Origin of the sequence: Bacteroides hominis, from assembly GCF_033042785.2 — a bacterium.
Taxonomy (GTDB): Bacteria; Bacteroidota; Bacteroidia; order Bacteroidales; family Bacteroidaceae; genus Bacteroides; species Bacteroides hominis.
Map to the genome: position 1 here is coordinate 4,137,570 of NZ_CP178829.1, position 22,563 is coordinate 4,160,132.

Below are 22,563 nucleotides of genomic sequence, written 5' to 3' on the forward strand. Positions count from 1 at the left end.
AATGAAAGGTAACGATTATGGGTAAAGTTCAGATTCTCGCCGTACTGACGATGGACGGATGTCTTTCTTCAGAGTTATATTATAAAGCACATCAGGATTTGTGCCTTGACCGTTGCGGTCTTGATGAAATCAGGAAGAACGCCCTTTACCGCGTGACACCAGACTATTCCATTTCAATGCTGCACGAATGGAGAAAAGACGGCACAAACATCCGTTACCTCGCGGAAGCCACACCGGACACGGCAGACTATATAAACGGACTACTGCGTATGCACGCTGTGGATGAAATCATACTATACACCGTTCCTTTCATATCCGGAAGCGGACGACATTTTTTTAAGTCGGCTCTGCCAGAGCAACACTGGACGCTTTCCTCTTTGAAAAGTTTTCCCAACGGTGTATGCCGCATTATCTACATCCTTGATAAAAAAGCAAGATAGCCAAAATGTGCGGCAAGCATACATTTTTATTTTCAAGAATAGAATAAATGTTCTGATTACAAACAATTTAAGTCGGAGATAATTTGTCCCTGTGAAAAAATATTGAATTTTATACCACTGAAATACAACACTTTGTAAAATTGAGCGTTGGATTTTTTGTTTTCTGCCGCGTTTTTTGCCAATTATATTCATGTGCGCATACCGAAAACAGAGTGTAAAATTTCAAAATTGACAGGACATGAATTATTTTTTATTGGCGGAAACCGAGTTCTTCCGCCGGATAAACGAAGCCGGAGACTGCAATATGGAAAAAGCATACACGGCTTTCGCCACCCAAGTAATAGAACTGTGCAACGGCGGCATGGACATGAACCTTACCGTCATCGCGCTTGCCTACATCGAAATCGAGTTGCAGCACCATCCGGTGCGTAATCTGTCAGAAGAAAGAAGAGAGATTGCCGCCTACGTCAGCAAGGCTCTGTCTTTCGTAAGAAAGATGCAGAAATTCCTTGCCACGCCCCAAGTGCCACCACTAATATCCGCCAACAACGCAACAGAAACCACCGCCAGCCTTCTTTGGACGGGCAACGCCATCGACCTCGTGGAACTTATCTACGGCATAGACGAGATGGGCTGTATCAACAACGGCAATATGCCGCTAAAACAGCTCGCCCCGATTCTCTACAAGATATTCGGTATTGAGTCGAAGGATTGCTACCGCTTCTATACCGACATCAAACGTCGGAAAAACGAAAGCCGTACCTATTTCCTCGACAAGATGCAGGAGAAACTGAACGAGAGAATGCTGCGCGATGAAGAGCTGGAACGTATGAGAAGATAAAATCAGGTATAAGCGGGAGAATGGTATCATGCTGTTCTCCCGTTTGAGTAAAATCTATACGAAAAAGGGCGTTTTCGGCGCGCTATTGCCCCGAATTTCAGCGAAAAACGCTATCTTTGTACAATTGTTACGAATTGAATATGAACATAGACAACCTCGATATAGTAAAACAACTGATAGCCGAAAAGGAAAACGGGCAGGTGGAGTTCAAGGAAACCACCGGGCAGTTGGAGCGCGGCATGGAAACGCTCTGCGCTTTCCTTAACAGCGAAGGTGGCACGGTGTTGTTCGGTGTGACCGACAAAGGAAAGATCATCGGGCAGGAAGTGAGCGACAAGACGAAGCGTGATATTGCGGAAGCCATCCGGCGTTTTGAACCATTTGCCACACTCGAAGTTTCGTATATCAGTATCCAAAATACAGACAAGAGTGTGATAGCCTTGTCTGCGGACAGCCAACGTTATATGCGTCCGTTCTCCTATAAGGGACGGGCTTATCTTCGATTGGAGAGCGTGACATCCTCCATGCCGCAAGACGTATATAACCAACTGCTTATGCAGCGAGGTGGGAAATACGCTTGGGAGGCGATGACGAATCCCGACATCAAAGTTACTGACCTTGATGAACATGCCATTATGGGAGCGGTACGTGGAGGCATCCGGTGCGGTCGCCTACCCGAAGCCACCATAAGGGAGGATTTGCCGACCATACTCGAAAAATTCAACCTGTTACATGACGGAAAACTGAATAATGCTTCCGCAGTCTTGTTCGGTCGTGATTTTTACTTCTATCCCCAGTGCCTGCTTCGGTTGGCGCGTTTCAAAGGAACTACAAAAGACGAGTTTATAGACAATCAGCGTACCACTGGCAATATCTACACACTGCTGGACACTGCAATGTCGTTCTTTTTCAAGCATCTTTCCCTTTCGGGCAAAGTTGAAGGCTTGTATCGGGAGGAAGAGCTTGAGATTCCTTACAAGGCATTGAGGGAATGCTGCACAAATGCCCTTTGCCACCGCTCATACCACCGTCCCGGCAGTTCGGTAGGAATTGCCATCTATGATGACCGTGTGGAGATTGAGAACAGTGGAACTTTTCCGCCGGATATAACAATGGAAAAGTTATTGAGCGGGCATAATTCAGAACCTCAAAACCTGATTATTGCGAATGTTCTGTATAAAAGCGAGGTTCTGGAAAGCTGGGGACGAGGCATCGGGCTTATGATAAGCGAATGCCGGCGTGTCGGCATTCCCGATCCGGAGTTTCATACAGATGGAAATAGTGTATGGGTTATTTTCCGCTATACCCGAAAAACTGTGGGGCACGACCCGACAATTACCCGACAGTTACCCCACAGTCACCCCACAGTTACCCCACAGGTGGAAAAGGTGTTGTCTGCAATCGGCACACAGACACTTTCAACCAAAGAGATTATGTGTGTGATAGGATTAAAGGACAAAAGTAATTTTTTAGAACTATATCTGTATCCAGCCATAAGGCAGAATTTGGTAGAGCCTATTTACCCGGAAAATCCGAAACATCCCCGGCAGAAATATCGTCTTACCGATAAAGGAAAAGAACTGTTGATATAATAACGGGGTATGGTGGCGAAAAAGAAGAAACAACAGGGGCATTACTGTCGGATTTGTAGCGAGTACAAAGCCAACGAGCAATTCAGCGGCAAAGGACACTCGCGGCATATCTGCAAGGAATGCCGGTCGCTTCCCGATGATGTGAAGGCGGACATGGTGCGCTGTAACGAGGTGGAACGAGCCGTTTTCAAATGCCCGATGAGCCGTCAGGACTGGGAACTGCTGGAAAAATATGCCAAGAAGTACAAGGACAAGGAATCCGGGCAGTTCGCGCAGGATATGTTGGACATGAAACGGGGCAATCAGACACCGGACGAGGATATGGAAGAGGATGATGTTTTAATAGAAGGCATCTATGAAGAGGAAACCATACCATTTGCCGAACTGGAGGATGACATCCGTTATCAGTTGGAAGAATTGTTGGCGGACAACATCAACGAGTTCATGATACACAAGAATTACATTCCCGAAGGCAAGGAACTGAAAGACATCAACGAATGGGTCATGAAAGAAACCCGTGACACCTTTTTTATAAAGGTTATTCCCGATGCCGCTTATGACAGTCTGGTGGAAGAAACGATCAACAGGCTTGTGAAGGAATGGAAAGAGGACGGATTTGAGATAAAGACCTATTCCGCATCGCTGGTCGTCATGGAAACGGAACGGCTGCTTATCCGCAGGATAACCCGTAAGGATATGGACGCACTCCTTGCCATAATGGGAAAGCCGGAAGTCATGTACGCTTGGGAACACGGCTTTACCAAAAAGGACGTGCGCAAATGGATAAACAGGCAACTCATCCGATACCGCAAGGACGGGTTCGGATATTTTGCCGTCATACTGAAAGAAAGCGGCGCATTGATAGGACAAGCCGGTCTGATGAATAGTACCCTAAACGGGAACGAGACTGTCGAGCTTGGCTATATACTCGATAACACATACTGGCATAACGGTTACGGTACGGAAGCCGCCCGCGCGTGTTTGGAATACGCCTTTGGAGAGCTGGAACTGAAAACTGTCTGTTGCAGTATCCGACCGGAAAACGTGGCATCCATCCGTGTGGTTGAAAGGCTGGGAATGACCTTGTGCGACAACCATACAATAATATACAACGAAAAAGAAATGCCGCATCAGATATATGTGGCAACCAATAGTAAATCCTATATCTTATAAGCGAAATCACTCAACAATGAAAACAAATAATATTAATTTATTTTGCGATATAGTTACTCAAAGGTCAGGAGAACATTCTTGCGCTATAAATATTTTGTTGCAACAACAATTATATGGGCAGGTAATATCTATTCTGCGTCAAGAATTAGATTCTATGGTAAGAGTTATGTTTTTGTTGTCAATTAGCGACTTAAACCTTAGAGAGCATTTTATAAACCAAACTTTGGAGGGAATAAAATGGTCTTATCCCAATACAAAGAAAGTCGTGACCGATAAACAAATGGTGGATTTAGCTGATAAATTTTATGGCTGGCCTTTTTTTGTTTATAAATTAGGATGCGCTTTTATTCATCTTTCAGCAATGGTATATTATAAAAACAGTAATCCATTTTTGCTTTTATCTGTTTCAGAAAGAAATGACATCACAAGGTTTTTACATCAATATCATAGTTTCCCGTTAGAGTTGGAATTGAATTTGGAAAATATCATCCCATATCTTGATAAAGTATTTAATAAAGTTTCAAGTAACTTAGCATGTTACATTGAAGATTTACGTCAAAATAAACTTTTGGAGGAATATTAAAATAAGGGAGGATTTTAGCTATCCTCCCTTATTTTAATAGGTTACTTCTGCTGCAACAGATGCTTCAGGTTGTCATCGCCCGCGATGCGCTCCAATTCCTCCTGAACAATCTGCTTCACCTCCTCCTTGATGCGCCGGTAATTTGCCTGCACCGTTTCCTTCATGCGGTCGTTGCCGTCTGCGTCAGTGAAATCGGTAATAACGGGGATTTTCTTGTAGGCACTTTCCTCCCGTTTTACCTTATCGGCATCCACCACAATCTCGCAGTGGAAAATCTTCTGTTCGATACGCTCGTTGAAGTTGTCGGACACCGAACCGACAAACATTCCCTGCGTCAAACCGGAAATCTTGCTGGGCGGGATAAGCGCGTCCATCTGCGTGTTAATGGAGGTGGAAACATCCTGCCGGTTGATGGAGATAGACTGCCGTTTCTGCAACACCTTACCGAATCGTTCCGATAGTGTCTTTGCCGTTTCACCTACCACCTGCCCGGAGAAAATGTTACCGACCGTATTCATCACCACTTTCGCCTCCTTATCACCGTAGTCGCGCACCAGCTGGCTGAAATCCTGAAATCCCAGACACACGGCAACCTTGTTGCTTCGGGCGGTAGCTATAAGATTGTCCAACCCTTTGAAATATATCGTCGGCAGCTCGTCTATGATGACCGACGACTTCAGCATCCCCTTCTTATTGATGAGCTTCACGATGCGGGAGTTATACAATCCGAGAGCCGCCCCGTAGATATTCTGACGGTCGGGATTGTTGCCCACGCATAGGATTTTCGGCTCTTCGGGATTGTTGATGTCCAGCGTAAACTCGCTGTCCGACATCACCCAATAGAGCTGCGGTGAAATCATCCTCGAAAGCGGAATTTTTGCCGACGCTATCTGCCCCATGAGCTGCTCCGCAGCCCCTCCGAGCCACGCATCCATGAACGGGGAAAGGTAGTTCTCCAGTTCGGGATAGGAAGTCAGTATCGGAAAAATATCCTCGTAGCGGCGGTTCAAAAATTCGATGGCATGGGGAAACGTGCAATATTTCCCGTTCTGATAGATTTTAAGATACCATATAATACTGGCGAACAAAATGATAGGTGATTCCACAAAGAAGTCACCCTGCTTTTGCACATCGGGTAAGTCAAGGGCATTGCTGCCCCCTTCTCCCCTAAGAACCGTACGTGAGAGTTTCCCCTCATACGGCTCAAGCAACTCAATATTTCTATTTGTTGTTAGAAATCGGCTCATACTTTCAACATTTTCGTTTATTTCGCTTGTAGCAGTTGTTGTGGACAAGTTGCCGTACAATCGAACCACCAACAGATATTTCGTTGACGTTCCATGCTTTTGTACAGTCTATTTCCTTGCCACATAACGGACAAATCCGGTTCTGCTTGTTCCATAAATATAAGAGAGACTTACGTCCTTTGAGAGATTCCAGCATTTGTTGCTCCTTACGCTGAGAGAAATAATCATCGTATTCCGGGTCAAAAGGATTTGCCTCTCCCTTGACTTGCTTGTACGGAGTATAATGTATATCCGACAATCTTTTAAGGGTCAGGTAGTTCACTTTCATACTTTTCGTTTCATATTTCCACGCAAACGTCCATTTGCGTCCCCGAATTTCATGCCAATACCTGTCTGCGACCCAAGACTTGCGTTTCTTAGGGTGACGACGTAAGGCCCATTTCTTCGTGAGATTATAAATGTGGTAGTCGCAACCATGAAAAGCATCGGTCGATGCACCATATCGGTAATAGTTACCCCATCCTGTGATTACAGGATTGAGCATTCGTATCAGCGATTCCTGCTTACACATCTTATGTCCTTTGACTATGTCACTGATTTTTGCCCTAAAGCGTTTCTGTGCGTCTTTGGACGGAGATGTGTATAGCTTTTTGCCGAACTTCCTTACATTGAAACCCAAGAAATCAAATCCGTCATATATGTTCGTAATAGTAGTTTTCTCTTCGGATAAGGTAAGACCTCTTTCTTTGAGAAATTCTATCACTATTGGTTTGACTTCGTTTTCCAATAGTTCCTTATCTCGGCCTGTGATTATAAAGTCGTCAGCATAGCGAATAAGATTTACCTTGTAATGGAATGTCTTGTTGTTACGCCATAGTCTTTTGAATCTTTTAGCCAAGAGCGGCTGAAGCCCGTCAAGTACCATGTTTGCAAGTGTCGGTGATATGATACCTCCTTGTGGCGTACCCTCTTCTGTCGGGAATAGTTTTCCGTTGAACACAGCTCCACATTTCAACCATTTTCTGAGTATTGTCTTATCCATAGGGATATTCTCAATGAGCCAGTCGTGGCTGATGTGGTCGAAACAGCCTTTTATATCTCCCTCCAAAATCCATTCGGGAGAATGTTGGCGGTTTAAAACCGTATCAATCTGACGGATTGCGTCCATTGTCCTGCGCTTCTTTCGGAAGCCGTAGGAGAAACGGTCGCCTGTCGTTTCGGCTATCGGTTCCAATGCCATGAGATATAAAGCCTGCATCGCCCTGTCTTTCATGGTCGGTATTCCCAACGGTCGGAGTTTACCGTTCTTTTTCTTGATGTGAACCCTACGGAGTGGCTGCGGATTGTAGCCACGGCGTTTCAGTTCACTGATTGCTTTGTACTTGCGCTTGGGAGAGTCCCAAAGCTGTTTATCTACTCCAGACGTTTTCTTCCCTTTGTTGGAAGTAACCCTCTTTACAGCCAATGCCTTGGCGTAAAAAGAGTGAGTGAGCATCCATTGCAAGGCTTTCACCTTGTTATGTCTGCCTTCTTTCTGAGCCTTTACAATACGCGCTTGAAGCTTTCGGACATAGGCTTCGCACTTGGACCAGTTCATACCGTCCCAAGTCAGATTCCTGTTGTCAGCAGGCGCACACGATGTCTTAGTTTCGTTCATTTGCTTTCCTCCTTTTGAAAGTTCTAAAAGTTATCTTGTAAAGAGTTACCATATACGGAAGTCTGCCCACTTTCGTGTCGGATGATGTTATCCACAATCAGCCCGTGATGTCGATTCAATCCGTATCCTCCCCATTACAGGGAGGCGTTCGCTTTCTCCGTTATCTCATACCTGCACCCCTTTCGGCTTGCCTTGCGGTTCGCTTACTCGCGTTGTTACGAGAGAGATACAGGCTTGCCCTGTTCCACGTAATTGACAAAAGGATAGTTTAGGTTCTGTCAAGTCCACCGGCAGTGCCATGTCCGTGTAACCCCAACATGGGCAGGGGTTATCCGACTGCTTACCTTTTGGTGAGAGCTAAAGTATCTTCCGCTCCTTCAAACCTCACGATGGCTAAAGACAGTTCACTTATGTTAACCATGCTATCCAGCCTCGCCACTCGGCAGTATGATACTAACCGCCCTTGACGTTCCCTCACGGTTCAGTCTTGTCCTTTCGGAGAGTGTACTTTGTCCTATAAGCTTGGCACAACCCATCACTGGAGATGCACCTTATAGTAGGCTACCGCTGACGGAACAGCGGGTTAAATCATGCAACTAATATCACTGTTTAACAATCAATTACGCGACTTTACAGGTCACACCCACGTTTTATTGAGGTTGAGCATTATTGTATAGGCACTCTCGTAGGCGTCCGTAATATCTTCCATAAAATCCGGGTGAATGGGATTGCACCGATGAGAGCGTCGCGGGTCGTCGAAGTTGATCACATAGAACTTCGGCTTCACCTTGTAGCCGTCAGGGTGGTTCAGCAGATGATTGTAGGCAATGGTGGACAAGTCGCTGAATTTGAAGTCATACACGTACATCAAGAAGCCCTTTTCAATCTGTTGCTTGATAAAATTGTTTACCACGGCGTATGACTTGCCGCTGCCCGGCGTACCCAACACGATGGACGCACGGAAGGGATTCACCACATTGATCCAACCGTTGTTCCAACGCTTTTTGTAATAGAAGCGTGTCGGCAAATTGACCGAATACTCGCTTTCGATGAGTCTTGTTTCCTGCATGAAACTCTCGTTCTCGTTGTTGAAAACATCCTCCATCAAATTGTGTTTCAACAGACGGCTCATCCACAGACCTCCCATCAACAGGCAGACATAGCCCGTACCGATGGTAAGGACATACAGCCCCATCACCGCCTCAATCGGAAGCGGCAGAGCCAGTATCCACCAGTTTAGGAAAAACAGCACGGACCCGGCGGCGAGTGCCGTCCATATTCTTCCCCAAGTGATTTTCTCTCCCTTGACCCCCTTTGTACCCAGACAGGACAGGGCAAGCAGCAGGACGGCAAACAGCTTTGTGTACAGTATGGAATGGAACAGCCCCGCCGTGCGGTCGAAGTTCAGAAGGATTCTGTCCACCACACCGATGTTCACGCCCCACAGCCGGATGACTTCGTAACAGAACCAGTACACGTTCATAACCACTAAAATAATACTCACGGCACGCAGAAAATCCATGATTTTCGCCAATGCCCTCAAATCGTCTTCTTGTTGTGACATACATTGATTTTTTAATTGTTGATACTCCGATTACAAACCCAAGCCCTTGCGCTTTTTCTTCTTTTTGCGCTTCATCGCCCGGATGAAAGCCTTTTCCTCAGCATCTACCGCCGGACCTTCGGGAGTGAGCAAGCCCATTCCGCCCGATACGTCTTCACGGTCGTATGCGGTCTGTCCGTATGCCTTGTCCGCAGCATCCATAGGGATGGATAACGGTATCGGCGGTTGTCCGGCGTATGGCAGGGTGAAGTGTTCCTGCAAGGCATTCGCCGAAAGCTCCTTGCCCATGCGAGAGCCGTTCAGTACACATCCTGTGCGGTGGTCGATAAACGTCGCTCCATAGATACGCCCTTCATCCGTGTAGCGCAGTACGGTGTCGATGCCCTTCTCTTTGAGTTGGGATACAAATTTGTCCTTGTCATAAGTGCCTTGCAGCACGGAAAGAACGGTGCGTTTCGTCATGTCGGCGAGCTTCCTGTCCTTAATCTCTGATTTGGAACGGATAAATTTTCTCTGTACGGCTTCATAACCTGCGGACTTCCCGAAAAGCGAGGACTTGAACGGGTTGCCCACCTTGTTACCCTTGTCGTCCGTGACGGAATAAACCAGCCCGTGATACTCCCGTCCGCGCACGTTGCCTCTCGCTTCCTCCACCGTCATATTATATAAGGAAAGGAGCGCACGGTATTCGCCCATCGTCTGAAAACGGTACTGCCCGTTCAGAGCCTTCACAGTGCCAGCCACCTGCTTCTTCACATCACCTGCCGATGCGTCCACCTTGCTTAGCGGCGTGTCAAGCCGGCGGTTCCTGCGCTCCGCGCCGTGCAGCCCGTATTTCTTCTCCAGCTCACGGGTGATTTGTTTGCTACGATAGTAGTTGTTCTTGTCGCTGATACATTTCCCGTTATCGTCCACCCGCACCGTCACGATGTGCAGGTGGTGGCGGTCGATGTCCTCGTGCTTGAAAACAAGATAAGGCTGGTTGCCGAAACCGAGTTTTTCCAGATACTCGCGGGCTATATCCTGCAATTCCGCATCGGTCAACACATCCTCCGGATGTGGGTTGAGCGAAATATGCACCACCGGCTTCTCCACCTTCATCTGTGGCGGCATGAAGGTGAGAAAACCCTCCATCGCCTTGTTGATGTCCACCTTTCCCGAACCGTCATTGTAGATGCGGTTGGTCGTAAGCAACCGCCCCTGCGCCTCGTTAATCTTCTCCCCGTTATAGGCAATCGCGCCGTACAACGAGTTTCCTACACTGATTTTTGCGACCATTTCGCCTCCATTTCCCTTGAAAGTTCCACAATCCGGCGGCTCAGTTTCACGAGTTCGACGGTGTGTTGCTCTAATTTGTAGAGCAACGCCATCGCCTTTTTCTCTGAAAAATGCAGCCTCAGTTCCTTCACGACTTGGTTGTAATTCGTACCCACGGCGCGGAACTGCGCATGAAAATCCGATAGCTTGGTGTAATAGTCCACCAGCGTCTTGTCCACCTTCAGCACCTTGAACGGCTGTCCGAAGAAGTGCGCTTTGAGGAAAACCGACCGTGCATAGACACCCGATTTTCCGAACATGGCGAGGAAACGATTGTGTTCCTCCTCGTTGAAACGGACGGTGTAACGGTACACCGCCGGATCAAGTTTGGGATTTCTCCCTGCTTTGCTTTTCCTTTTCTCTTTCATATTACTTTGGATTTAGCGGATTGACGGCATAAGCCGCCGCTTCGGATCACAGCACCGCAGTTCTGAAAGGCTTTCCGACTTCGGAGGGAAAGCCCGCCCCCTGCAAGGGCAAGGCGTTTTCCGGGATGCTCAAAATATTTTGAGCGGCTGAAAACATACCTTGCTATGTTCAGGTGAACATAAAAATCCGTCAGGGGACGGATTGGGAAGATACCTTTCGGGACTCCGGCTGCGCCACCATCGGCGAACCCTGCTGTCCGGGGGCAAAGTTACGCCCTTAAAGCGGTATCGGACAGATGCTTGACCCGGTCAATGACTGCCAACCGGCGCAACGTGCTGCCACTTGCTTGGGAAGTGATACAAGTTTCAAAATATCATTGTTTATTTGCAGCATGATTCGGATGAAGGACTGAAAGCACACCCCTTCAATCGGATGTTCGGACAGCAATCCGGGCATCTGTCCAAACGGTCGGAAGCGGGTGTGAACGGACAACCGGATTTCCATTCCCGTATTCATGCGTATGAACCAAGGCTTGGACGGATTGGTGAACAGGTAAATGAACGGACGGTAAAGCGTGCGTGCGTATGAATGGCAATACGCTGCCGTGACCGGACAGATGTGTAACTTAATAAATTATCAAACAAATGAAAGAGACAACTTATGTGGCAATCTCCACGCAGAAAGGAGGGGCCGGAAAGACAACCCTGACAGTGCTTGTGGCAAGCTACCTGCACTATGTGAAAGGCTACAACGTGGCCGTGGTGGACTGCGACTTTCCGCAGTACAGTATTCATGACATGCGCAAGCGTGACCTGAAAGCCGTCATGGAGGACGGGCATTACAAAGTGATGGCGTATGAGCAGCTCAAGCGGCTGAAGAAAAACCCGTACACAATCAGATGCAGCCGCGCGGAGGATGCGATAAGAACCGCCGAAAATCTGACGGAGGCACAGCCCGACCTTGATTTCGTGTTCTTCGACCTGCCGGGTACTATCAACAATGCCGATGTGGTACAGACTATCGCCAAGATGGACTACATCTTCACACCCATCATCGCAGACAGGGTGGTGATGGAAAGTTCCATCAAGTTCGCCACAGTCATTAACGAACAGATGATAAGCACGGGAAAATCCGGCATCAAAGGAATCTACCTTGTGTGGAACATGGTGGACGGACGCGAGAAGACGGAACTATACAAGGCATACGACAAGGTATGCGCCGAGTTCGCCCTGCCTATCCTCGAAACATTCCTGCCGGACAGCAAGCGTTTCCGCAAGGAAACAGCGGCGGAGCGCAAGGCGGTGTTCCGTTCCACGGCGTTCCCTGCGGACAAGACACTGGTACGCGGCAGCAACCTTGACCGCCTTGTGGATGAAATTCTCGGTATCATCAAAAATTGAGTGTCATGGCAAAGAAAGCAAGAATCGAGGACATCGACAGTGATGCCATAATCAACTCGTTCCGTATGGACGATGCAAGCATACCGCCGGAAGCAAGAAGCACGGACGGCAATGTATCGGATCTACCACCGAAGGAAGAACCGCAGTCGGCCGGACCCCAACCTGCATCACGTCCCAAAGAAGAAACGGAACGCAGGCGCAGGAACGGCAAGCCGGAGAAGACGGATTACGATTCCATGTTCGTGCGGGAGTCCAATGTCACGGCAAGGCTCGGAAAACAGGTGTACATCCGAAAGGAGTACCACGACCGCATACTGAAAATGCTACATATCATCGGAGGTAACGAGGTGACTATCGCCGGTTTTCTTGACAACGTGCTGACCTACCATTTCACACAGTTTCAAGACGAGATAGCGGAATCCTTCAAGCGACACATGGAGTCATACAATTTATAAACATTTTAATCAATAACAACATGAGAAGAAAGATGAATGACAGTCAGGCGGACAGCCTGCAAACAAGAAAGAGTGAGAGAAACGTTGCCCGTGCAGCGAAGTGTGCAACCGACAAAGGTCTGGGAAAGACCTGTGATGTTCCCGGAAAGGGAAAGGGCAGCAAGCCTATTGCGGCTTTCCTGCAATCGTCGGAAATCAAAACACGACAGTGCATATACATCTCTCGTGAAGTCCATGAGAAAGTCGCTATTGTCGCCAACCGATTGGGAAACGGATTGAGCATCGGCAAGTTCGTGGACAATGTTCTCCGTGACCATTTCAGACAATACGGTGAGAAGTACATGGAACAGATTGAAAACGCCAAAAAAGTGAGATTATGACAAAAGTATTCTTGATTGTATCGGTTGCCTGCAACGTCTGGTTCCTGCTCATGTTATTGTCTGACAGAATAACGGAAACAAAATTCGTCCGGTTCCTCAAAGGGGCTGCCGGATTATGGCGGTCGTTGGGAACGAAGAGTGAAAAGCAAGATACCTTGCATAGTGAAGCCTCGGATGAAGATGCGGACATCATCGGTAAGAGCCGTTTCAGGATGGCTCCAACTCGGACAACCGCTGCCATATCGACGCAAGAAGCAGCCATTTCGGAAAAAGGCATTGAGCTGTCGGAAGAAGAGGCTACTTTTGACGACGGAAACACGGAAACCGCATCGCGCCCGACACAAGTCCCGGAGGATAAACTCGATGAAACCTTCACGAGCATATCTCCGGAGGAACTGGAATACGGAGAGGATGAGCCGGAGGATGATGAACCGGGCAAGGGACAGGCTTCGGGAAGTGCATTCGAGGACATCGACATGGCAGTACGAACAATAAAGAAGGACTCACCGTCCGAAGCGGAGATGCGACACGCTGGAAAAGTCATGACGGAGCTTGACGGGACGGAGCTTTACTCCAGAATAACGGAACGCTTGACCGACGAAGCAATGAGCGAGAGGCTTGCCAAAGCAATGGCAGTCTTTGTGGACACGGTAAACACTACCGTGGCACAAGCAAAAAGCAAAGTGTTCGTCGTGCCTGACAACATCGAGGAGTTCGACATCCGCAACTATGTATGACAACTGAAAAAGGAAAGAACATGAAGGAATGACAATCAACCCACGCGGCGAGGAAGCGCAAGGCGCATCCGGTACGCAACGGACACACCCAAGTCCGTGGAAACAAAAGGGCGACCACTAAACCAAAGTAAAGTAAAAAAGTATCAACCGCCCGACAAAGGACCATCCACCCTTTCGACGGCAAAAAACAAGGACAGTTTATGAACAAGAACATCGTAAGAAACAGAAAAACAATCCTCTCTGCGGCACTCATCATCGCCGCAACCGCCTCCGCCTTCGCGCAGGGAAACGGCATCGCGGGCATCAACGAAGCCACCTCTATGGTGAGTTCCTATTTCGACCCCGGCACGAAACTGATATACGCCATCGGCGCGGTCGTCGGGCTTATCGGGGGCGTGAAAGTGTACGGGAAATTTTCATCGGGCGACCCCGACACCTCAAAAACAGCGGCAAGCTGGTTCGGCGCGTGCATCTTCCTGATTGTAGCCGCCACCATCCTGCGCTCATTCTTCCTCTAATATAATAATGTATGGCTGAATACCCAATCAACAAGGGTATCGGTCGTCCGGTAGAGTTCAAGGGCTTGAAGGCTCAGTACCTCTTCATCTTCTGCGGAGGTCTGCTGGCTCTCTTCGTCCTGTTCGTCATCCTCTACATGGTCGGCATCGACCAGTGGATATGTATCGGCTTCGGCGCGGCATCGTCCTCCCTCCTTGTATGGCAGACCTTCGCGCTTAACGCCCGGTACGGCGAACACGGGCTGATGAAATTAGGAGCGGCACGGAGCCATCCCCGGTACCTTATCAACCGGCGGCGGATACCCCGTCTGTTCAAACGACAACGAAAGGAAGAAACAACATGAGGAATACATCAAAAATGACAACACTGGAAAACAAGTTCCCCCTGCTTGCGGTGGAGCATGGCTGCATCATCTCTAAGGACGCCGACATCACGGTGGCTTTCGAGGTGGAACTGCCGGAACTTTACACCGTGACGGGCGCGGAGTACGAGGCGATACACGGCTGCTGGTGCAAGGCAATCAAGGTACTGCCGGATTACTCCGTCGTCCACAAACAGGACTGGTTCATCAAGGAACGCTACAAACCGGAGCTTCAGAAGGACGACATGAGCTTTTTAAGCCGCTCTTTCGAGCGTCACTTCAACGAGCGTCCGTACCTGAAACACACCTGCTACCTCTACCTGACCAAGACAACGAAGGAACGTAACCGGATGCAGAGCAATTTCAGCACGCTGTGCCGTGGGCATATCATCCCGAAGGAACTGGACAAGGAAACCACGACCAAGTTCTTGGAAGCCTGCGAACAGTTCGAGCGCATCATGAACGACAGCGGGCTTGTCAGGCTGCGCCGCCTATCCACCGATGAGATTGTGGGTACTGAGGGAAAAACGGGATTGATTGAACGCTACTTCTCGCTCATGCCGGAGGGGAATACCACCTTACAAGATATTGAGCTTTCGGCAAGGGAGATGCGCATCGGCGACAACCGACTGTGCCTGCACACCCTCTCCGACGCGGAAGACCTGCCGGGCAAGGTGGCTACCGACACCCGTTACGAGAAGCTCTCCACCGACCGGAGCGACTGCCGCCTCTCCTTCGCCTCCCCCGTGGGGTTGCTGCTCTCCTGCAACCATATCTACAACCAGTATGTGCTGATAGACAACAGCGAGGAAGCCTTGCAGAAGTTCGAGAAATCCGCCCGCAATATGCAGTCGCTCTCACGGTGTAGCCGGAGCAACAGTATCAACCGCGAGTGGATAGACCAATACCTAAACGAAGCCCATTCCTACGGGCTGACCTCGGTACGGGCGCATTTCAACGTCATGGCGTGGAGCGACGACGCGGAGGAGCTGAAGCATATAAGGAACGATGTGGGCAGCCAGCTGGCAAGCATGGAGTGCGTGCCGCGCCACAACACCATCGACTGCCCGACGCTCTACTGGGCGGCGATACCCGGCAACGCGGCGGACTTTCCGGCGGAAGAGAGTTTCCATACCTTCATCGAGCAGGCGGTGTGCCTGTTCACGGAGGAAACCAATTACCGCTCTTCGCTCTCGCCCTTCGGCATCAAGATGGTGGACAGGCTCACGGGAAAACCGCTGCACCTCGACATCAGCGACCTGCCCATGAAGCGGGGCATCACCACGAACCGCAACAAGTTCGTGCTGGGTCCTTCGGGCAGCGGCAAGTCGTTCTTCATGAACCACCTCGTGAGGCAATACTACGAACAAGGTACGCACGTCGTGCTGGTGGACACGGGAAACTCTTATCAGGGATTGTGCGGCATGATCCGGCGCAAGACAGGCGGAGCGGACGGCGTGTACTTCACCTACACGGAGGAAAAGCCCATATCGTTCAACCCGTTCTACACCGATGATTATGTCTTCGACGTGGAGAAGAAGGACAGCATCAAGACCCTGCTGCTGACGCTCTGGAAGTCGGAGGATGACAAGGTGACGAAGACGGAGAGCGGCGAACTGGGCAGTGCCGTGAGTGCCTACATCGAGCGCATCAAGGCAGACCGGAGCATCGTGCCGTCTTTCAACACCTTCTACGAGTATATGCGCGACGACTACCGCAAGGAGCTGGCTGAACGTGACATCAAGGTGGAGAAGTCCGACTTCAACATCGACAACATGCTCACCACCATGCGGCAGTATTACCGGGGCGGGCGTTACGACTTCCTGCTCAACTCCACGGAGAACATCGACCTGCTCAACAAGCGGTTCATTGTCTTCGAAATTGACAGCATAAAGGAAAACCGCGAGCTTTTTCCGGTCGTGACGATCATCATCATGGAAGCCTTCATCAACAAGATGCGACGGCTGAAAGGGGTGCGGAAACAGCTTATCGTGGAAGAGGCTTGGAAGGCTCTTTCTTCGGCGAACATGGCTGAATACCTGCGCTATATGTACAAGACGGTCAGAAAATATTACGGCGAGGCAATCGTGGTAACGCAGGAGGTGGACGACATCATTTCCTCTCCCGTGGTCAAGGAGAGCATCATCAACAACTCCGACTGCAAGATACTTCTCGACCAGCGCAAGTACATGAACAAGTTTGACCAGATACAGGCGTTGCTCGGACTGACGGAAAAGGAGAAAGGGCAGATACTCTCCATCAACATGGCGAACAACCCTTCACGGCTCTACAAGGAGGTGTGGATAGGCTTGGGTGGCACGCAGTCGGCGGTCTATGCAACGGAGGTCAGTGCCGAAGAGTATATGGCGTACACCACCGAGGAAACGGAGAAAGTGGAAGTTTACCGTCTGGCGGAGAAGTTAGGCGGTGACATCGAAGCCGCCATCCGGCAGCTTGCCGAAAGGCGGAGAAACAAGGAAACAACCAACAATTAAAATTAAAAATGAATTTATCAACGAAAAAAGAAAAATGCGTATGAGTTTATCAAAAGTGAAAATGCTGCAAGTCAGCAAGTGCCTGATCGGATTGGCGGTCATGATGCTGCAATCCTGCGACGTGGCCGACAACCGCCGTGACATGCTGTGCGGGAACTGGGAGAGCGTGGAGGGGAAGCCCGACGTGCTTATCTACAAGGAGGGCGAAGCCTACAAGGTGACGGTGTTCCGCCGGAGCGGTCTGCGCCGCAAACTCAAGCCGGAAACCTATCTCTTGCAGGAGGAGAACGGCAACCTGTTCATGAACACCGGCTTCCGCATCGACGTGTCCTACAACGAGGCAACGGACGTGCTGACCTTCTCGCCAAACGGTGACTATGTGCGGGTGAAGCCGCAGCCGGAGAACCAGACAGAAGAATAACAACCGCTAAAATCCAAAGTAAACATGAGAACAAGAATAACAATGATTGTCTGCCTGTGCCTGCTTCTCGCGGGCCGGGCAAGCGCACAGTGGGCGGTGATAGACCCGTCCAACATCGCCCAGAGCATCGTGAACACCTCCAAGAACGTGGTGCATACCTCGACCACCGCCCAGAACATGGTGAAGAATTTTCAGGAAACCGTGAAAATCTACGAGCAGGGAAAGAAGTATTACGACGCGCTGAAATCAGTGAACAACCTTGTCCGGGATGCCCGCAAGGTGCAACAGACCATCCTGATGGTGGGCGACATCACCGACATCTATGTGACCAACTTCCAGCGGATGATGCGTGACGACAACTTCACCGTGGAGGAACTGGGAGCCATCGCCTTCGGCTACACGAAGCTGCTGGAAGAGAGCAATGATGTACTGACCGAACTGAAAAACGTGGTGAACATCACCACGCTCTCCATGACCGACAAGGAGCGCATGGACGTGGTGGAACGCTGCCATTCCAAAATGAAGCGTTACCGCAACCTCGTGAGCTACTACACCAACAAGAACATATCGGTGTCCTATCTCCGCGCTAAAAAGAAGAACGACCTCGACCGCATCATGGGGCTGTACGGGAACATGAACGAAAGATACTGGTAAGACTATGGAGTTCGACAACCTTCACCAGATTCTGCGCTCGCTCTACGAGCAGATGATGCCGCTGTGCGAGGACATGGCGGGCGTGGCGAAAGGCATCGCCGGGCTGGGCGCGCTGTTCTACGTCGCCTACCGGGTATGGCAGTCGCTGGCGAGAGCCGAACCGATAGACGTGTTCCCGATGGTCCGCCCCTTCGCCATCGGTCTTTGCATCATGTTCTTCCCCACGGTTGTGCTGGGTACGATAAACAGCATCCTTTCGCCCGTCGTGCAAGGCACGGCGAAGATGCTGGAGGCGGAAACGCTCGACATGAACACCTACCGCCAGCAGAAGGACAAGTTGGAATACGAGGCGATGATGCGCAACCCCGAAACCGCCTACCTCGTGTCCAACGAGGAGTTTGACAAACAGCTGGAGGAACTCGGCTGGTCGCCCTCCGACATGGTGACGATGGCGGGGATGTATATCGACCGGGGAATGTACAACATGAAAAAGAGCATCCGCGACTTCTTCCGCGAGATACTGGAACTGCTGTTCCAAGCCGCCGCCCTCGTGATAGACACCGTCCGCACCTTCTTCCTCGTGGTGCTGGCGATACTCGGTCCGATAGCCTTCGCCATATCGGTGTGGGACGGTTTCCAAAGCACGCTCACGCAGTGGATATGCCGCTACATACAGGTCTATCTGTGGCTGCCGGTGTCGGACATGTTCAGCACCATACTGGCTAAGATACAGGTGCTGATGCTGCAAAGCGACATCGAGCGGATGCAGGCAGACCCGAACTTCTCGCTGGATTCGAGCGACGGGGTGTACATCGTGTTCCTCTGCATCGGCATCATCGGTTACTTCACCATCCCCACCGTGGCGGGCTGGATCATCCAAGCCGGGGGCATGGGCGGCTACAACCGTAACATGAACCAGATGGCTGGACGTGCCGGAGGCATGGCGGGCGGAGTTGCGGGAGCTACCGCAGGGAACGCCGTCGGACGCATCGGCAAGCTGCTGAAATAATCAATGTGCAATTATAAACGGAAAAAGTAAAAATGGAATTCAAGTCACTCAGAAACATCGAATCGTCGTTCAGGCAGATACGCCTGTTCGGTATCGTCTTCCTCTCGCTGTGCGCCGTGGTGACGGTGTGGAGCGTGTGGAACTCCTACCGCTTCGCCGAGAAGCAACGGGAGAAGATCTATGTGCTGGACAACGGCAAGAGCCTGATGCTCGCCTTGTCACAGGACCTGTCGCAGAACCGCCCGGCGGAGGCACGGGAGCATGTGCGCCGCTTCCACGAGCTGTTCTTCACGCTCTCACCTGAAAAAAGCGCGATTGAACACAACGTGAAACGTGCCTTGCTGCTGGCGGACAAGAGCGTGTACCACTATTATTCGGACTTCGCCGAGAAGGGGTACTACAACCGCATCATCGCCGGGAACATCAACCAAGTGCTGAAGGTGGACAGCGTGGTGTGCGACTTCAACGCCTATCCCTACCGCGCCGTGACCTACGCCACGCAGAAAATCATCCGGCAGAGCAACGTCACCGAGCGCAGCCTCGTGACCACCTGCCGCCTGCTGAACGCATCACGGTCGGACGATAACCCAAACGGTTTCACCATCGAGGGTTTCACCATCATCGAGAACAAGGATTTACAGACAATCAAACGGTAACGGATTATGAAACGGAAAGTAAAAAGTATCAGAAAAACAATGTGGGGCGTGTACTGGAAGCTCCACGACAAACGGAAACGGCTGGTGGAAAGGCTCAAAGGGTATCTGGACGGCTTGCCGCCGGAAACATGCCGCCGCATCGTGCTGGGGATGCTCGCCGCCTTCGCGGTGCTTGCCCTATACACCTTCGGCAGAGCCGTCTATGACATCGGCAGGAATGATGGCTCACGCATGGAAACGGGACACGCCGGACGGGTGGAGCTGCCGACCCCGGCGGAAACAGACAATCACTTAACACCTTATTTATATGGAACAGAAGAAGAATGAACCAAAGAATGAACCGACGAAAGAGAACAAAGCCGCTCCCGACACGGGAAAGCCGAAGAAGGAGCGCGAACCGCTGACCGAGGCGCAGCGGCTGAAACGGCAGAAGATGATAGTCCTGCCCGCTATGGTGCTGGTGTTCATAGGGGCGATGTGGCTGATATTCGCCCCGTCCTCCGGCAAGGAGCAACAGCCGGGAACGGACGGCTACAACACCGAGATGCCCGACGCGGACAAGGCGAACCGGCAGATTATCGGCGACAAGCTGAAAGCCTACGAGCATGGGGAGATGGAGGAGCGTCAGGAGAGCCGCAACCGTGCCATCGGGCAGTTGGGCGACATGTTCGACCGAGAGATTGTGGGAACGGAGGACGGAACGGACTTCGACCTCGCCAATCCGGGCGGCAAGGAGGAAAAGGCACAGCCCGCCACGCCGCAGACCATCCAATCCTCCGCTGCCGCCTACCGTGACCTGAACGCTACGCTCGGCAACTTCTACGAACAGCCGAAGAATGACAATGCCGAGATGGAGGAATTGTTGGAGCGCATCGCATCGCTGGAGTCGGAACTGGAAAGCGAGAAGGGCAAGGCTTCCGCCGTGGACGACCAAGTGGCTCTTATGGAGAAATCCTACGAGCTGGCGGCAAAGTACATGGGCGGTCAGAATGGTGGGAAGCCGGAACAGGCGGCAGAGCCTGCCACCGTGCAGAAAGGAAAGAAGAACACGGCGACACCCGTAAGGCAGGTGACCCGCCAAGTTGTTTCCTCGCTTGCACAGCCCATGAGCAACGCGGAGTTTGTCGCCACTTTCTCGCAGGAGCGCAACAGAAGTTTTAATACGGCTGTCGGCACGGCGGAGGTATCGGACAGGAACACCATACCGGCATGTGTGCATGGGGCGCAGAGCGTGACGGACGGGCAGACGGTAAGGCTGCGCCTGCTGGAGCCTATGGCGGTGGCGGGCAGGACAATCCCCCGCAATGCGGTGGTGGTCGGCACGGGCAAGATACAGGGTGAGCGGCTCGACATCGGGATCACCTCGCTGGAATACGACGGCACGATTATCCCCGTGGAACTTGCGGTCTATGACACGGACGGACAGTCCGGCATCTTCATCCCGAACTCGATGGAGATGAACGCCGTCAGGGAGGTCGCCGCCAACATGGGCGGCTCGTTGGGGAGCAGCATCAACATCTCCACCAATGCCGGGGCGCAGCTCGCCTCCGACTTGGGCAAGGGGCTGATACAAGGCACGAGCCAGTACATCGCCAAGAAGATGCGCACCGTCAAGGTGCATCTGAAAGCCGGGTACAGGGTCATGCTTTACCAAGAAAAAGATTGAGAACAATAAAAAAATTACCACTAAAAATCCAAAAGTAATGAGAAAAGTAATCATCATGTTTGCCCTCGCTATGGGCATCGCAACTGCCAACGCGCAGGAGAATGTAACCGTTGAAACGACCAACGGAAGTAATGAACAGCCGACCTTGACAAAGGAGGTCTATCCGCAGAAGGAGGTGGATGGAGACCTGTATTACGGTCTGTCGCGCAAGCTGACCTTCGACCGCATGATACCGCCGCACGGTCTGGAAGTGACCTATGACAAGACCGTCCACATCATCTTTCCGGCGGAAGTGCGCTATGTCGATTTAGGCTCGCCCGATCTGATTGCCGGGAAAGCCGACGGAGCGGAGAACGTCATCCGTGTGAAGGCTACCGTGAGAAATTTCCCCAACGAAACCAACATGTCCGTCATCACGGAGGACGGCAGTTTCTACACCTTCAACGTGAAGTACGCCGCCGAACCGCTGTTGCTCAACGTGGAGATGTGCGACTTCATCCATGACGGCAGCACGGTGAACCGCCCGAACAATGCGCAGGAAATCTATCTGAAAGAGCTGGGCAGCGAAAGCCCGATGCTGGTGCGCCTTATCATGAAGTCCATCCACAAGCAGAACAAGCGCGAGGTGAAGCATATCGGCTGCAAGCGTTTCGGCATCCAGTATCTGTTGAAAGGCATCTACACGCACAACGGCTTGCTCTACTTCCACACGGAGATAAAGAACCAGAGCAACGTGCCTTTCGATGTGGACTACATCACATGGAAAATCGTGGACAAGAAGGTGGCGAAACGTACCGCCGTGCAGGAGCAGGTCATCCTGCCGCTCCGTGCGCAGAACTACGCCACCCTCGTGCCGGGCAAAAAGAGTGAGCGCACGGTCTTCACGATGGCGAAGTTCACCATCCCCGATGACAAGTGCCTCGTGGTGGAGCTGAATGAGAAGAACGGCGGCCGTCACCAGTCCTTCGTGATTGAGAACGAGGATTTGGTACGCGCCAGTACCATCAACGAACTTCAAGTGCGCTGA

24 protein-coding genes and 1 pseudogene are annotated in these 22,563 nt (G+C 50.9%); 20 read left to right on the forward strand and 5 right to left on the reverse strand.

Features of this window, described 5'->3' with window-relative positions; all coding sequences use genetic code 11:
* Positions 1–17: 17 nt before the first annotated feature.
* The 5 genes from R3O62_RS17400 (at position 18) to R3O62_RS17420 (ending at position 4,629) form a co-directional block, all read left to right on the forward strand.
* Complete coding sequence (locus tag R3O62_RS17400) at positions 18–440, forward strand: dihydrofolate reductase family protein (RefSeq protein WP_002560995.1); 423 nt, start codon at positions 18–20, stop codon at positions 438–440.
* 238 nt (positions 441–678) lie between these two features.
* Complete coding sequence (locus tag R3O62_RS17405) at positions 679–1,281, forward strand: RteC domain-containing protein (protein ID WP_002560994.1); 603 nt, start codon at positions 679–681, stop codon at positions 1,279–1,281.
* Between the two features lie 140 nt (positions 1,282–1,421).
* The gene (locus tag R3O62_RS17410; RefSeq protein WP_002560993.1) at positions 1,422–2,873 is read left to right on the forward strand and encodes an ATP-binding protein; all 1,452 of its coding nucleotides are present in this window, start codon (positions 1,422–1,424) and stop codon (positions 2,871–2,873) included.
* 9 nt (positions 2,874–2,882) lie between these two features.
* Entirely contained in the window at positions 2,883–4,046 is a 1,164-nt protein-coding gene (locus R3O62_RS17415) for a GNAT family N-acetyltransferase (protein ID WP_002560992.1), read from the forward strand.
* 16 nt (positions 4,047–4,062) lie between these two features.
* Positions 4,063–4,629, forward strand: a complete 567-nt coding sequence (locus R3O62_RS17420; protein ID WP_002560991.1) for a hypothetical protein — start codon at positions 4,063–4,065, stop codon at positions 4,627–4,629.
* A gap of 41 nt (positions 4,630–4,670) precedes the next feature.
* On the opposite strand, the gene R3O62_RS17425 is transcribed toward R3O62_RS17420, so the two are convergent.
* The 5 genes and pseudogenes from R3O62_RS17425 to mobA all read right to left on the reverse strand — a co-directional run bounded on the left by R3O62_RS17425 (position 4,671) and on the right by mobA (position 10,782).
* Entirely contained in the window at positions 4,671–5,876 is a 1,206-nt protein-coding gene (locus R3O62_RS17425; protein ID WP_083434161.1) for a TraM recognition domain-containing protein, read from the reverse strand.
* A gap of 4 nt (positions 5,877–5,880) precedes the next feature.
* The gene (gene ltrA / locus R3O62_RS17430) at positions 5,881–7,533 is read right to left on the reverse strand and encodes a group II intron reverse transcriptase/maturase (protein WP_005647985.1); all 1,653 of its coding nucleotides are present in this window, start codon (positions 7,531–7,533) and stop codon (positions 5,881–5,883) included.
* Positions 7,534–8,173: 640 nt separating this feature from the next.
* Positions 8,174–9,097 (reverse strand): annotated as a pseudogene (locus R3O62_RS17435) (YWFCY domain-containing protein); the annotation flags it as partial.
* Positions 9,098–9,127: 30 nt separating this feature from the next.
* Positions 9,128–10,375, reverse strand: a complete 1,248-nt coding sequence (gene mobB, locus R3O62_RS17440) for a conjugal transfer protein MobB (RefSeq protein ID WP_002560989.1) — start codon at positions 10,373–10,375, stop codon at positions 9,128–9,130.
* Positions 10,354–10,782 (reverse strand): conjugal transfer protein MobA, encoded by a 429-nt coding sequence (gene mobA, locus R3O62_RS17445; RefSeq protein ID WP_002560988.1) that lies wholly within the window; start codon positions 10,780–10,782, stop codon positions 10,354–10,356. The genes mobB and mobA overlap by 22 nt, the downstream gene beginning before the upstream one ends.
* A gap of 385 nt (positions 10,783–11,167) precedes the next feature.
* Here mobA and R3O62_RS17450 point away from each other — a divergent pair, with 385 nt between their 5' ends.
* From R3O62_RS17450 to traN, 15 genes are all read left to right on the forward strand, one after another.
* Positions 11,168–11,371: a hypothetical protein gene (locus R3O62_RS17450; protein ID WP_317472545.1), complete on the forward strand. Its 204-nt coding sequence runs from the start codon at positions 11,168–11,170 to the stop codon at positions 11,369–11,371.
* Between the two features lie 56 nt (positions 11,372–11,427).
* Entirely contained in the window at positions 11,428–12,183 is a 756-nt protein-coding gene (locus R3O62_RS17455) for a ParA family protein (RefSeq protein ID WP_005790809.1), read from the forward strand.
* Positions 12,184–12,188: 5 nt separating this feature from the next.
* Complete coding sequence (locus tag R3O62_RS17460; protein ID WP_005790808.1) at positions 12,189–12,638, forward strand: DUF3408 domain-containing protein; 450 nt, start codon at positions 12,189–12,191, stop codon at positions 12,636–12,638.
* Positions 12,639–12,658: 20 nt separating this feature from the next.
* Positions 12,659–13,018 (forward strand): DUF3408 domain-containing protein, encoded by a 360-nt coding sequence (locus R3O62_RS17465; RefSeq protein WP_005790806.1) that lies wholly within the window; start codon positions 12,659–12,661, stop codon positions 13,016–13,018.
* Entirely contained in the window at positions 13,015–13,755 is a 741-nt protein-coding gene (locus R3O62_RS17470) for a hypothetical protein (RefSeq protein ID WP_005790803.1), read from the forward strand. Before R3O62_RS17465 ends, R3O62_RS17470 begins: the two co-directional genes overlap by 4 nt.
* A gap of 200 nt (positions 13,756–13,955) precedes the next feature.
* A complete protein-coding gene (locus R3O62_RS17475) occupies positions 13,956–14,273 on the forward strand; it encodes a DUF4134 domain-containing protein (protein WP_005790801.1) in 318 nt (105 codons plus the stop codon).
* Between the two features lie 11 nt (positions 14,274–14,284).
* Positions 14,285–14,617 carry a DUF4133 domain-containing protein gene (locus R3O62_RS17480; RefSeq protein WP_317472531.1) on the forward strand — a complete coding sequence of 111 codons (333 nt, stop codon included), beginning with the start codon at positions 14,285–14,287 and terminating at the stop codon, positions 14,615–14,617.
* Positions 14,614–17,130, forward strand: coding sequence for a TraG family conjugative transposon ATPase (locus tag R3O62_RS17485; protein ID WP_317472532.1), 2,517 nt, complete (start codon positions 14,614–14,616; stop codon positions 17,128–17,130). Before R3O62_RS17480 ends, R3O62_RS17485 begins: the two co-directional genes overlap by 4 nt.
* 40 nt (positions 17,131–17,170) lie before the next feature.
* Positions 17,171–17,551: a DUF3876 domain-containing protein gene (locus R3O62_RS17490; RefSeq protein WP_317472534.1), complete on the forward strand. Its 381-nt coding sequence runs from the start codon at positions 17,171–17,173 to the stop codon at positions 17,549–17,551.
* A gap of 24 nt (positions 17,552–17,575) precedes the next feature.
* On the forward strand, positions 17,576–18,205 hold the full coding sequence (locus R3O62_RS17495; protein WP_005790794.1) for a DUF4141 domain-containing protein: 630 nt from the start codon (positions 17,576–17,578) through the stop codon (positions 18,203–18,205).
* A 4-nt stretch (positions 18,206–18,209) separates the two neighbouring features.
* Positions 18,210–19,214 carry a conjugative transposon protein TraJ gene (traJ, locus tag R3O62_RS17500; RefSeq protein WP_317472535.1) on the forward strand — a complete coding sequence of 335 codons (1,005 nt, stop codon included), beginning with the start codon at positions 18,210–18,212 and terminating at the stop codon, positions 19,212–19,214.
* Positions 19,215–19,246: 32 nt separating this feature from the next.
* A complete protein-coding gene (gene traK, locus R3O62_RS17505; protein WP_004293887.1) occupies positions 19,247–19,870 on the forward strand; it encodes a conjugative transposon protein TraK in 624 nt (207 codons plus the stop codon).
* Positions 19,871–19,909: 39 nt separating this feature from the next.
* Entirely contained in the window at positions 19,910–20,197 is a 288-nt protein-coding gene (locus R3O62_RS17510; protein WP_005790789.1) for a TraL conjugative transposon family protein, read from the forward strand.
* Positions 20,178–21,536: a conjugative transposon protein TraM gene (gene traM / locus R3O62_RS17515; RefSeq protein ID WP_293564070.1), complete on the forward strand. Its 1,359-nt coding sequence runs from the start codon at positions 20,178–20,180 to the stop codon at positions 21,534–21,536. The genes R3O62_RS17510 and traM overlap by 20 nt, the downstream gene beginning before the upstream one ends.
* Positions 21,537–21,573: 37 nt before the next feature.
* Positions 21,574–22,563, forward strand: a complete 990-nt coding sequence (traN, locus tag R3O62_RS17520) for a conjugative transposon protein TraN (RefSeq protein ID WP_317472536.1) — start codon at positions 21,574–21,576, stop codon at positions 22,561–22,563.